This is a genomic window from Westiellopsis prolifica IICB1 (genome assembly GCF_004323185.1).
GTDB classification, from domain to species: Bacteria; Cyanobacteriota; Cyanobacteriia; order Cyanobacteriales; family Nostocaceae; genus Pelatocladus; species Pelatocladus prolificus_A.
In genome coordinates this window covers 134,714-147,613 of the sequence record NZ_NAPS01000002.1, presented here as the reverse complement: position 1 = coordinate 147,613, position 12,900 = coordinate 134,714, and the positions used below count along the sequence as shown (strand labels likewise).

The window sequence follows — 12,900 nt, the reverse complement described above, 5'->3', positions numbered from 1 at the left end:
ACAATCATAATATTAGGTGGGCAAAATGCAAGCTATCTCTGTCGAAAAACCCAATCTTCCCCAACCCCCAGTTTTTTCTACACCTGAAGAAGAACGTCTACATCGCAAGCAACGACTAGCAGCAGCGTTTCGCTTGTTTTCTCGTTTTGGATTTGATGAAGGTATTGCAGGTCATATTACCGCTCGTGATCCAGAACAACTGGATTGCTTTTGGGTCAATCCTTTTGGTATGCATTTCGGTTTAATTCGAGTCAGTGATCTGATTTTAGTTAACCACCGAGGTGATGTCATTGTAGGCGATCGCCCCGTCAATCAAGCGGGTTTCACAATTCATTCCCAAATCCATCTTGCTCGTCCTGATGTGGTTGCAGCAGCTCATGCTCACTCACTCTATGGCAAAAGCTGGTCTAGCTTGGGTCGCTTGCTTGACCCCCTCACCCAAGATGCTTGCATGTTCTACGAAGATCACAGCTTATTCGATGATTATACTGGTGTGGTTTTGGAACTGGAAGAGGGTAAACGCATTGCTCAAACTCTGGGTAATAATAAAGCCGTCATTCTCAAAAATCACGGCTTGCTTACAGTTGGTCATTCAGTTGATGAGGCTGCATGGTGGTTCATCACAATGGAACGCACCTGTCAAGCCCAATTATTAGCAGAAGCAGCTGGTAAACCACATCCAATTAAACATGAGTATGCCAGCATAGCACAAAGCCAGGTAGGTTCTCATTATATGGGCTGGTTTAGTTTTCAACCTTTGTATGAAATGATTGTCCGGCAAGAACCCGATTTTTTGGAATAAGCTGCTGTTCTACAAGCTGCAAATTCCCAGATTCCTCATGCCAAGATGTAGATAGGGGCTGCTTATTCAATGCTTCGAGTGCTGTTTCTGCTACAAAGTTGTGAACGCGTGTTGTCGGATGTATACTGTCCCAAAATAAGTACTCATCAGAATTTCCACTTTGACTACCGCATATATTCAAATTTCCTTGAAGAATATCCTCAAAGTTACATAATAAATAAGCATCAGTTACATTGGTTAAACCAAATTGGCTGGGGGAAGTTTGCAGCTTTATAAATAGGGAATTGACATCAACAGCAATAATATTAACACCAGGAATTGAACTGAGAGTTTTTAAACTTGCTGCCAATGCCATATTATGTTTTTGAGTCAAAGTAGTTAATTGATCAGAATTTGGTTGATTTGATGTTAAAGGAATTTTGCCTAAATCTGGCAAGTTAATTACCATAATATTTTTAGCACCTACTAAGGCAAGCAGTGTCACTGATCTTGACAAATTTGTAATTGTTTGGCTGACATCAGTAACGCTACCAAAAACATAATCATTGCCACCACCCCAGATGATATAAAGTGCATCTGGATCAGCTTGTTGATTGCTTTCTCGTAAATAGCGTGTGAATAAGCCAACTTGCCCAAGCACTCCTGGTAATAGGGATTTTGGAACTGTAGCATTACCCAAACCAGAACTACTTCCTGCAAAGGCATAATTAATGCCTTCGCTGGGAATGCTATTTTTTAAGTCAGTAAATAAAGTTGGGGACAATCCTAGTTCATCTCCCAGATGTTCTACCCACACCTTGCCATTAGAAAGGCGTCCTTGATAGTATGGTGGACTTGGTGGAATATAGGATTTTGAGGCATTGTAAAAGTTGCCAGGATCAGAAAGACTATCACCAAATACATAAATTTTACTAATCTTTGTTGCAGCCAAAGATTTAAGCGGTGACATAAAAGATAAAAGCAAAAATCCTGCTGCTATGATTTCTTTTTTGATACTAATTTTGTGCTTAAATTGATAAGCGATCGCACCAATAAATTGCATATTATCAAGGTGGATAATTTCCAGTTACAGAGTAATATCGCAGTAAAAGGCTTTTTCAGTCAAGCACAAAAGCAACTATTACAGGGAATCTTGAGAAAGAATCAACCTTAAAAGATTAAAAAGCAAGTTTTAATACTATTAATAGAACCTCGCCTCGCGGGAAGCGTAAAACTCAGCGGCTAAAGCCTCTGAGATATAAGCAGATAGCTGCTGAAACTTGTGCAAAATATTTCCAGGGGTTTAAATCCACATATAAAAACCGTACTTCCGACTTATTTTTTTTGGTTTTTTCACCTTCGTGTCTTGGTGGTTAAAAAATCGACTTTTGAAACACCAAGACACATAGACGCGCTAGCGTCTACTTGCAGAAGTCGCTTACGCGCCTACCCGTAAGGGTAGACACAAAGTCTAGAAATTAAGTTACAGTTTCTTACCCTCTCCCAAGCTTGGGAGAGGGCTAGGGTGAGGACTATGCAAGAGGTCTAATATAAAGATGTTCTTAAATAAACTGTACAGACGGCTGCAATCGCAATGCAAGCCGATACAATCGCAATGTAAGTCGATACAATCGCAATGTAAGTCGATACAATCGCAATGTAAGTCGATACAATCGCAATGTAAGCCGATACAATTGCAATGTAAGCCGTATCTTAAGATAAGTCGAGAATCTCAATTCTCACGACTCATCAAAATTAATGGGACAGACTACTGGGGCGATCGCGTTAATTTCAGAGCATCGGTTGCTGACATACCCTCACCTTGAGTACCAAAGTACCACAATGCTGCTGCTGCTTCGGCACGAGTTACTGGTTTTTTCGGTTGGAAAAGTGTGGTATAACCATATACCCGACGGATGTTAGATTGTTCTGCATTTTGAAAATCAGCCAATATCGCCCGTAATGCTTTGGGGTCAATTTTTCCTGCATCCTGAAAACCCCAAGTCTGATTGACTGCACTCACATTCGCAGCAGGGAAAGCTTGGCGGGTATCCAGAGGAACTTTTGATAACAGTAATTGTTCGCGTGTCAAAGGCGCATCCGGACGAAACAAAACTTGTGTAGAATCACCAGATAAAAGACTAGGGAATAAACCACTTTCAGCTAATCCTTGAATAGCTGGAAAATCTGGATCTGTTTTTGGTACATCACTAAAAGCTGGTTGGGCGTTTTCTGATGCCAAGCGAATCTGTTTAGATGGAATATTGGCATACATAGCATTATTAGCAGCTACCAGCCAACGAGCATATTCTCGACGGGTGATATTTTTGTTAGGTTCAAACAGATTGGTTGTAGCGGAATTATTTTTTGTACCTTGAGACTCTACAGACAAAATACCCAAACGAGCTACATCTTGAATATATTTTTGCAATTCTTGGGGCGCTTTGTTTAAGTCACTAAATTCTTGAGTACCAGATATTGCTGTTGATGTAGAGTTGCTAGTGTTAGAAGTGTCATTTGCTTGGCTGACTGAGCCTTCTGGTTGTACTGGGCCGATGAACTGCGGATCACCTGGTTGAGGAGCAGTATCACTACTAGTAATTTGATTGCTAGGAGTTGGGGTAGCTTGAGCTATAGTTTTGGATGGCTGGTACTCAATGAGTAATTCGGTGGCTGTTTGTGGTTGATTGGGTGCAGCGTTAGTAACTGATTGAGGTTTAATAGAAATCGTCAATTGTAAATCATCGCGTGTCGCGGTAAAAGTACCACTTTGCTCATCAGTTGGCTGTTGGGAAATCTGCCAATTATTATTTTGCAACTGACTACGATAAAAGCTAGCGATGAAATTGCTAGGGTCAGAACTCAGCCAGCGAGTTGATACTTTGTTCTGTGAGTGAGTTGCAGCAGACACTTCTTGTATTTGGGCGTTTGGATAAATGGGGATATCCTTGGGAAAATCAGCTGGTAACTGGACTGTTGGTTGGGTAGATTGGTTTGAGTTTTGGCGATCGCCATTTGGCGTTTGGTTAGCACCAAAAATTACTGGGTTATCTTTCAGTCGAGAATCTGCTGCCAAAGATTGCTCAAGGCTTTTACCAATATTACTATTAGCACAGGCCGTGAGGGAAGTGAGTAAAACTGCCAAACTGATAAAGACAGCTGAACGTTGAAAGTACAGCACAGGAAATAAAAAATTGAGTGTCAATTTCTACCCTAGCGTATTTGGGAGGAAAGGGGATCGGGAAAGGGGATCCCCGATCCCCGATCCCCAATCCCTGACTCGAAAGTGTTAAGCTGGTGTTAAAGCCGCGTTTGCTTTGCCTGATTTATAGATAAGGAAGGCGATCGCTTATAGTTCGAGATTAGCGATCGCTAAAACTATTAGGCTAAAGATGGTAAGCTAGATGGACTAAAACCAAAAATCTACCAGTGCTAGCCATTCTCAAAAAGTTGATAGTATTGTATGGCTTGTACTAGTCCGTCTATTTTGTTGTCGGCGCTTGAGCGCAACTAAAAACCCATCAAGAACTGTTTTGGTATTTCAATGACGAAACGGTCAAGCTTGATAGTTTTTTCCCAAGAATCTTGGAATTATGTATGGGGAAAATGCGGTTTTAGTCTGTGCTTAATTTAGCTGTGCAATTCGCAGTTAAACTGATATTTTTGGTGGTGCGATCGCTGTTATGTGAGGCTGAGTTCATATTTATTTAAGTTGTCTGTTCTGTTCACAGTCAAAAAGCTGTTGTATAAAAAAAGCCCAATCCTGTTGACGAAATATATTGATTCAGCGAAAATCACGACTTAGACTGATTGCACAAGTCTTGTCAAGAAAAAACTAGGCTCAGGCAAAGGCAAAGCAAATGGTTGAAAAATACATATTGTATCTCAAAAACCTATAGAGAATTGGAGTATGAAAAATCTAAAATAGATATTAAATTGAAAACAAACAAAGATCATTATCATCGACACACGCGAATTGATTTTACTCTATCTCTCAGCGTCGTCGGTTTGTTACCAGTGCTAAAACACGATTACATGCAAGCTTCCCAGGATCAGCCCATTTATTCTGAAGCTCCACTACAGTTGTTACTTTTTGTCGATGGACGACCAAAGTCTCGACAGCAAGTCCAACGAATTCGTGCGTATTTGAAAGAATTACAGGCTGACTACAAGTTTGAACTACAAATGGTTGATGTCGGACAACAACCCTATTTGGCTGAACACTTTAAACTAGTAGCGACACCAGCTTTAATCAAAATTCACCCGGAACCTCGACATATTCTGGCTGGTAGTAATATTGTTACACAGCTCAAAAATTGGTGGCCTCGCTGGCAAGTTGCAGTTGATGCCTATATAAAATTACAGAGTGACCTGCAAGAAAATACAGAGGATAATGGTCGCACCGCCTCAGTTTCTAAATCCTCTATTCGTTCAATTGCTGTATCCGCCGAACTTCTGCACTTATCAGATGAAGTTTTTCGCTTAAAACAAGAAAAGGATCAACTTGAAGAGCAATTGCAATTTAAAGACAGGGTAATTGCGATGCTAGCCCATGACCTCCGCAATCCTCTAACAGCGATTTCTATAGCTACAGAGACTCTGCAATCCAACTATAATCCAGAGAAAGCAGGTTTTGAGCGGCTAACGCCGACAATGACAAATAACTTATTCAAACAAGCCCGTAACCAAGCTCGTATTATAGATCGTATGATTACTGACCTTTTGCAAGTAGGTCGTAACAACAACGAAAGAGAATTTCCGGTGAAGCCACAAAAAACGAATTTGGGACAACTATGCTTGAATGTTTTAGAAGAATTGAGCGATCGCTACACAGCCAAATCCTTAAAAATTGAAAAGGATATTCCCAAGGATTTACCCCTAGTTTACGCCGATCCCGAACGTATCCGTCAGGTCTTGATAAATCTGCTGGATAATGCTATTAAATATACACCTGAAGGTGGTATAATTACTGTTGCCGGACTACATCGTACTACCCAGAAAGTTCAATTTAGTATTGGTGATACGGGACCTGGAATACCCGAAGAAAACCGCGATCGCATTTTTGAAAACCATTTTCGTCTGGAACGAGATGAAAGTAAAGAAGGCTACGGTATTGGTCTGTGTTTGTGCCAACGCATTATCCGCGCCCACTATGGTCAAATATGGGTAGATTCTTCACCCAGCAACGGCGCATGGTTCCACTTCACCTTACCAGTGTATATAAAGTAGTTAGTGTAGATTTTGAATTACTGACTCCCCCTTGTCTCCCTTGTCCCCTTCCCCATTCTCCCACTCCCGCAATGCAGCAATAATTTGGATATTTGCTTCTGGAAAAGCAAAAGTCTCTAACTCATCAACACTCACCCAACGTACTTCATCACATTCTATTGGCTGGGGAACTCCTTGTATGAGGCAGCAATGATGTACTGTGAGAGTAACACGGATTTGGGTGTAGGTATGGTCAATGGTGATGAGGTGTTCACCAACTTCAACTACTATTCCTAATTCTTCTTTTATTTCCCGTTGAATACACTCTTCGATAGTCTCATCAAGCTCAATTTTACCCCCCGGAAATTCCCACAATCCACCCATCGCGCCTTCTTGACGGCGGCGGTCAATGAGAATTTGTCCCTGTTGATTCCAAATTACGGCAACACCTATAATTTTATGAGGTAGAATCTTAGTCTCGTTCATAGATAGTGGCTGGTAGTGGGTTGTTTGGTAATAACGACAAATACCAAAAACAAAACTCGACAAATAAATAAATTTTTGCCGAGTCTGTATTTTAAGACAATTTGTATATTAAATTTTCAGTAGTCTCGTTTCAGAGGCTGATACCATTTTAGATTTTGGATTTTGGATTGGGAAACTCTTTGTGCATAAGAGTTATATGAATCTATCTGTCGCATCCTTTTTTTAAATTGGTATGACTACATTCAGCTATCTTATTAGTCACTTCATCAGCTGATTGTGGCTAGGACAAAGCCTAAAATCAACTTATTTGCTTTATTTAATCTTTGTAATAGCTAATTTTTAATGCTATTCAACTTCATGGTTGTTGACTTCCGTACTTTGGAGCGCCAATTCAAAGTTCATTCTCTGTTCAGCATTACGCAAGAAGTAACCGCTCATCATCGCAGATGCTAACAGACGACCGAGGCTTTCACGGCTAGTGGTAATAGTAACACCAAAGTGTTCAGGCGGCAAATTACCCAAAATTCCAATAATATTCCGTTCCATTACCTGAAATACTTCAGGAGAAGCAGGTTGAGATAGCTGACTAACGGTATCTGGAGTCAATGATTTAACATACTGCCACAAATAGTTCTCGGTTTCTGACTCACCGTTAAAAAATTCTGAGACTTTCTTAGATGGGTTGTTCACGTTTTTCCTCCTGTACTACCACAACAGCAGGGAAACTGAATTTCAATAAACTTTAATCACAGATTATGAATCATCTGTTCAACTTTACTATTGCTGTTGTGTGCTTCTGCAAACTAATGTAACAGGCTGAAGTTGTGTTGACAGTGGGTGTAACCGTACCAAAGCAAGCGGAAAGTATCACCATAGTGATTGGTAGAGGCGTAGAGGCGTAGACGCGCTACCGTTATGGGTAGACACATGGACGTCTAGTTAAAGTAGACTTAATAAACAAGCCAAAACCCATTCAGTGGGTTTTGGCTATGAGCCGCGCAATTTATTTGAGGGTGGGATGTCGTTGCTCATGAAATCCATCCAACTCGCCTTAACTTGCTAAATATTCATTGATACTGAGTTTAGATTTGCGGAGTTTAGTTAGGGCCTCCCGTTCGATTTGTCGCACTCGTTCGCGGCTGATGTTGAGTATTTCGCCAATCTTAGCTAGAGTCAGGGCGTGTCCGTCATTTAAACCAAAGCGCAAGGATATTACTTCCCGTTGTTGTGGTGTGAGATCCGCCATGAGAACTTCTAAGTCACCAGATAAGGAAGACTGGGTGACAAAATCTTCTGGAGATGCTCCTGGATCTTCTAGCATTTCTCCTAGTTCGGTATCATAATTATCTCCCAAACGTATATCTAGAGATAGAGGCACACGTGCTTTTTCGAGATACTCTCGTACTTGTTTGGGGGTTAATTCTAATTCTTGTGCTAATTCTGAAACCGAAGGAGCGCGTCCTAATTTTTGGGATAATTGACGTTGTGCTTTTTTGATTTTATTTAGTTTTTCGGTAATATGAATCGGTAAGCGAATAGTCCGACCTTTTTCGGCGATCGCACGAGTTATGGCTTGACGTATCCACCAATAAGCATAGGTAGAAAATCTGTAACCTTTGGTAGGGTCAAATTTTTCTACACCGCGCTGCATCCCAATGCTACCTTCTTGGATTAAGTCCAGCAAATCAACGTTGCGCTTAATATACTTTTTCGCCACAGAAACCACCAGTCGCAGATTAGCTTCGACCATCCTGCGTTTAGCAATTTCAGCATTAGCGATCGCTTTATCTAATTCTGTGACTTCTAAATGCGTCGCTGTCGCCCATTCTTCTAGTGTTGGTTCACGACCTAACTGGTGCTCTAGTAACTCTCTAACCTCCCGTAGGGCTACTGCTCGCTGCACCTGTTTGCCATAGAAAATCTCTTCCTCGTGTGTTAACAATGGCACGCGACCAATTTCACGTAGGTAAGTCCGCACTAGGTCTGTAGCTGTCTGAGCGGTCTTCATGGCACTACTCTTTAGTAACTCTTGGTTTGGAAGTGGGGTCTTTGATAGATGTCTTTGCCTGGGTATCTACCCAGTCAAGCGATTTTGGATTTACGCTACTATTCACACGCCCGGTAAGATGAGGACGACTCGTAGTTCTGATTTGTTCTCAGTTGTTAAAGACTACAATCACTTTTTTTTATGCACAAGTACCCACAGTCATAAAGATGGTATTTTGTAAAACATTTTGCGACTGTTATATTATTAAGCATTGTAACATTTATAATAATTTTCTGACTATAGTACAGACTACAATTGTGTGTTATTTTTATTGACTTCAGCTAAGTGATTTTTTGAAATTGCATCTACAAGCTTATTCCATAACTTTAGCAAGAGCAAGAATTTTTTCTAATTTTTCTTAATAAAACTCAATAATAACTATAATCATCTCCCTCTATAATTATTAAATTTTTATTAAAAGCGCTGAACATGGGGATCGGGGATTGGGGATCGGGGATCGGGGATTGGGGAAGGTAGGGGCCCCCTCTGGGGATAAGGGGTAACGGGGATTGTGGGGAGCAGGGAGACAAAGGAGAATAATGGATGCCCAATGCCCAATGCCCCATGCCCAATGCTTTATGCCCCATGCCCCTGTCTCTTATACACATCTAGATGTGTATAAGAGACAGGCCTAGTGCTTTATGCCCCATGCCCCATGCCCCATGCCCCATGCCCAATGCCCCATGCCCAATGCTTTATGCCCATCCCCTTTCCCCGATCCCCTTTCCCCGATCCCCTATGCTCTTATACACATCTAGATGCCCGATCCCCTTTCCCCGATCCCCTATGTAACCATGCAATAATCTTGGATGCCTTTAACATCTAAGGTTGTGTTTTGCAGAGAATGGATCGCTGCAACAGTGGCTTTGGCGCCAGCAATGGTAGTGATAATGGGGATTTTATAAGCTAAGGCTGTACGGCGAATCAGCCTAGCGTCGCTTTGGGCTTCTTCTCCTGAAGGTGTGTTAATAATGAGTTGAATTTTGTGATTTTTAATTGCATCCAACACATGGGGGCGTCCTTCGTGGAGTTTTAATACCAACTCTACTTCTAGACCATGCTCATGGAGAACACGACGTGTACCGTCAGTAGCCATGACGGTAAAGCCTAAATCGATAAATTCTTTAACTACTGTTACTGCTGCTGCTTTGTCGCGATCGTTCATTGAGACAAATACTGTACCACTCAAGGGTAAACGCTCGCCAGCACCTAATTCTGCCTTAGCAAAAGCGCGTCCAAAGTCACTGTCTATACCCATAACTTCACCAGTGGAACGCATTTCTGGGCCAAGTATGGTATCAGTACCGGGGAATTTGTTAAAGGGTAATACAGCCTCCTTCACAGCAATATGGGATGGTATGACTTCCTGTATAAAGCCAAGTTCCTCTAAAGTTTTACCTGACATAATTAAGGATGCCAGTTTTGCCAAAGGTACGCCTGTAGCTTTAGAAACAAATGGCACAGTGCGAGAAGCACGGGGATTAGCTTCTAAAATGTATACTTGGGGCGATTCAGTTTGAGCAGCAGCCACAGCAAATTGAATATTCATCAGCCCAACCACATTTAGTGCTTGTGCTAATTGCACTGTCCACTGACGAATTTGATCAAGAACTGTTACTGGTAGGGAAATAGTAGGTAAAGAACACGCTGAGTCTCCTGAATGGATACCCGCTTGTTCAATGTGTTCCATTATCCCACCAATGACGACTCTACCTGTGTGATCTGCGATCGCATCTACGTCTACTTCGATCGCATTTTCCAGGAATTTATCGATTAAAATCGGGTGTTCTGGTTCTACTTGCACCGCAAAGGTCATGTAGCGTTCTAATTCTGTATCAGAGTAGACAATTTCCATGGCTCTACCTCCCAACACATAGCTAGGACGCACTACCACCGGATAGCCAATGCGTTTGGCGACAATCAAGGCGTCTTCATAGGTACGAGCAATACCATTTGCTGGTTGAGCAATATTTAATTGTTTGAGAATTTTCTCAAACCGTTCCCGGTTTTCAGCCATGTCAATCGAATCTGGAGAAGTACCCCAAATTTTGGTTATTTGTTCTTGGTTATTAGTGACAAAGGACGATTTTAAATATTTCTGCAATGGTACAGCTAATTTCAAAGGTGTTTGTCCACCAAACTGGACAATTATACCTACAGGATTTTCTGCCTCAATGATGTTTAGTACATCTTCTTTTGTGAGGGGTTCAAAATAAAGGCGATCGCTTGTGTCATAATCCGTTGACACGGTTTCCGGGTTAGAGTTGACCATGATGGTTTCATAGCCTGTGTTCTTGAGTGCAAAGGCTGCATGACAACAACAGTAGTCAAATTCAATTCCCTGACCAATCCGGTTTGGACCACCACCCAAAATCATGACTTTGGGTTTATCTGTAGGCAAAATCTCTGTTTCTTCTTCGTAGGTTGAATAATAGTAGGGAGTGAATGCCTCAAACTCAGCCGCGCAGGTATCCACTGTTTTATATACTGGGATGACACCTAATTGTTTGCGGTATGCTCTGACTTCATCTTCTGTGGTTTTGGTGGCATAGGCAATCTGGCGATCGCTAAATCCTTGACGCTTCACTGCATACATTTGCTCTTGTGTCAAGCTCTGTAATGGTGTCCGCTTCAGGAATTTTTCGATTTCCAATAGTTCCTGCATTTTGTCGAGGAACCAAGGGTCAATCCCAGTTAATTCGTAGATTTCTTCAATACTCAGACCCAATTGCATAGCATGGCGCACAGCAAAAATGCGCTCAGGATTTGGTGTCCGCAGTTGGGCGCGAATTTGTTCACCACTGGGGAGTTTTTCTTTGATGTCGCATCCCCAACCGGCGCGTCCTGTTTCCAGAGAACGCAAGGCTTTTTGGAAAGACTCGTTAAATGTCCGTCCCATAGCCATTGCTTCCCCTACGGACTTCATTTGTGTGGTTAGTACTGGTTCAGAACCGGGGAACTTTTCAAAAGCGAACCGGGGTATTTTGGTGACTACGTAATCTATAGTCGGTTCAAAGGAAGCAGGAGTTTTCTTTGTGATGTCGTTTTTAATTTCATCCAAAGTGTAACCGACAGCTAATTTTGCTGCCATTTTGGCGATGGGGAAACCAGTTGCTTTACTCGCCAAAGCCGAACTACGAGAAACACGGGGGTTCATTTCAATGACAACGACTTCCCCATCCACAGGATTGACGGCAAACTGAATATTAGAACCACCAGTTTCTACGCCAATCTCGCGGATAATTTTAATTGCCATATCCCGCAGCCGTTGATATTCTTTGTCGGTAAGGGTTTGGGCTGGGGCGACGGTAATTGAGTCTCCGGTATGGATACCCATTGGGTCTAGGTTTTCAATTGAGCAGATAATCACCACGTTATCTGCTAAATCGCGCATGACTTCCAGTTCGTATTCTTTCCAACCTAGTAAAGATTGGTCAATCAGAATTTGCGATACTGGCGAAGCATCAATTCCACCTTGGGCCATTTCCGCAAATTCTTCTTCGTTGTAAGCAATCCCACCACCAGTACCACCCAAGGTAAAAGCAGGACGAATAATTAAAGGATAAGTACCGATGCGGTGGGCGATCGCTTTTGCTTCTTCTAGTGATGAAGCTGTTCCACTGGGACACACGCTGACGCCGATCTTAGCCATGGCGTCGTTAAACAGTTTTCTGTCTTCGGCTTTTTCTATTGCTGGTAACTTCGCACCGATTAATTCGACGTTGTACTGTTCCAACAATCCGCTTTTTGCCAAAGTTACAGCAATGTTAAGGGCGGTTTGTCCTCCCATTGTTGGTAACAAGGCGTTGGGGCGTTCTTTGGCGATTACTTTTGCGACTAATTCGGGTGTGAGTGGTTCAATGTAGGTGCGATCGGCTGTTTCCGGATCGGTCATAATAGTAGCAGGGTTGGAGTTCACCAACACTACTTCATAACCTTCTTCTCGTAACGCTTTACAAGCCTGGGTTCCAGAGTAGTCAAATTCACAAGCTTGTCCAATCACTATTGGGCCTGACCCTAATAGTAGAATTTTTTTAATGTCATCACGACGGGGCATAGTTCTTGTTTTGGAGTAAGAGAATACAAATCTTGATTATTTTAAGGGTCTTTGCTACCTACTACTAATGCTGTCTATTATCAACTTTTCTGCATTTAATCACAGCTACCAAGTAAGGAAAAGCTGCTCTTATCGATTTTTCTCCTATTTCCAGGATTTTATGGTGTTACTTCCTGTTGGTCACAGCAAGAAGGCAAAGTTATGGAAGTTTCACAAAAAAAACACAGTTCAATTATATTGTCAATTTATTTTTTAGATTTTTAAACTGATTTTTACGATTTTTCGATACTTTAATTACATGTAGTAATGATGCAATATTTT

8 protein-coding genes are annotated in these 12,900 nt (G+C 41.8%); 2 read left to right on the top strand and 6 right to left on the bottom strand.

The genetic code is table 11. The features are described from left to right. Positions 1-25: 25 nt before the first annotated feature. Complete coding sequence (locus tag B4U84_RS14850; protein ID WP_044451714.1) at positions 26-802, top strand: class II aldolase/adducin family protein; 777 nt, start codon at positions 26-28, stop codon at positions 800-802. On the opposite strand, the gene B4U84_RS14845 is transcribed toward B4U84_RS14850, so the two are convergent. Then, positions 744-1,844, bottom strand: a complete 1,101-nt coding sequence (locus tag B4U84_RS14845) for an SGNH/GDSL hydrolase family protein (protein ID WP_207390954.1) — start codon at positions 1,842-1,844, stop codon at positions 744-746. The two genes, B4U84_RS14850 and B4U84_RS14845, sit on opposite strands and share 59 nt — an antisense overlap. Before the next feature lie 705 nt (positions 1,845-2,549). Beyond that, a complete protein-coding gene (locus tag B4U84_RS14840) occupies positions 2,550-3,962 on the bottom strand; it encodes an S-layer homology domain-containing protein (RefSeq protein WP_131120974.1) in 1,413 nt (470 codons plus the stop codon). Positions 3,963-4,798: 836 nt separating this feature from the next. On the opposite strand from B4U84_RS14840, the gene B4U84_RS14835 reads away from it, so the two are divergent. Next, positions 4,799-6,010: a histidine kinase gene (locus B4U84_RS14835; protein ID WP_207390992.1), complete on the top strand. Its 1,212-nt coding sequence runs from the start codon at positions 4,799-4,801 to the stop codon at positions 6,008-6,010. On the opposite strand, the gene mutT is transcribed toward B4U84_RS14835, so the two are convergent. From mutT to carB, 4 genes are all read right to left on the bottom strand, one after another. After that, the gene (mutT, locus tag B4U84_RS14830) at positions 6,011-6,475 is read right to left on the bottom strand and encodes an 8-oxo-dGTP diphosphatase MutT (RefSeq protein ID WP_131119124.1); all 465 of its coding nucleotides are present in this window, start codon (positions 6,473-6,475) and stop codon (positions 6,011-6,013) included. Positions 6,476-6,820: 345 nt separating this feature from the next. Beyond that, entirely contained in the window at positions 6,821-7,165 is a 345-nt protein-coding gene (locus B4U84_RS14825; protein WP_131119122.1) for a DUF760 domain-containing protein, read from the bottom strand. A 361-nt stretch (positions 7,166-7,526) separates the two neighbouring features. Next, the gene (locus B4U84_RS14820; RefSeq protein ID WP_017309882.1) at positions 7,527-8,483 is read right to left on the bottom strand and encodes an RNA polymerase sigma factor, RpoD/SigA family; all 957 of its coding nucleotides are present in this window, start codon (positions 8,481-8,483) and stop codon (positions 7,527-7,529) included. Between the two features lie 823 nt (positions 8,484-9,306). Then, positions 9,307-12,579, bottom strand: coding sequence for a carbamoyl-phosphate synthase large subunit (gene carB / locus B4U84_RS14815; protein ID WP_131119120.1), 3,273 nt, complete (start codon positions 12,577-12,579; stop codon positions 9,307-9,309). Positions 12,580-12,900: the final 321 nt, after the last annotated feature.

Excerpts from the sequence above, each read along its gene's own strand:
- carB (WP_131119120.1), bottom strand. The coding sequence starts at position 12,579 with ATGCCCCGTCGTGATGACATTAAAAAAATTCTACTATTAGGGTCAGGC.
- B4U84_RS14850 (WP_044451714.1), top strand. The coding sequence starts at position 26 with ATGCAAGCTATCTCTGTCGAAAAACCCAATCTTCCCCAACCCCCAGTT.
- B4U84_RS14820 (WP_017309882.1), bottom strand. The coding sequence starts at position 8,483 with ATGAAGACCGCTCAGACAGCTACAGACCTAGTGCGGACTTACCTACGT.
- B4U84_RS14845 (WP_207390954.1), bottom strand. The coding sequence starts at position 1,844 with ATGCAATTTATTGGTGCGATCGCTTATCAATTTAAGCACAAAATTAGT.
- mutT (WP_131119124.1), bottom strand. The coding sequence starts at position 6,475 with ATGAACGAGACTAAGATTCTACCTCATAAAATTATAGGTGTTGCCGTA.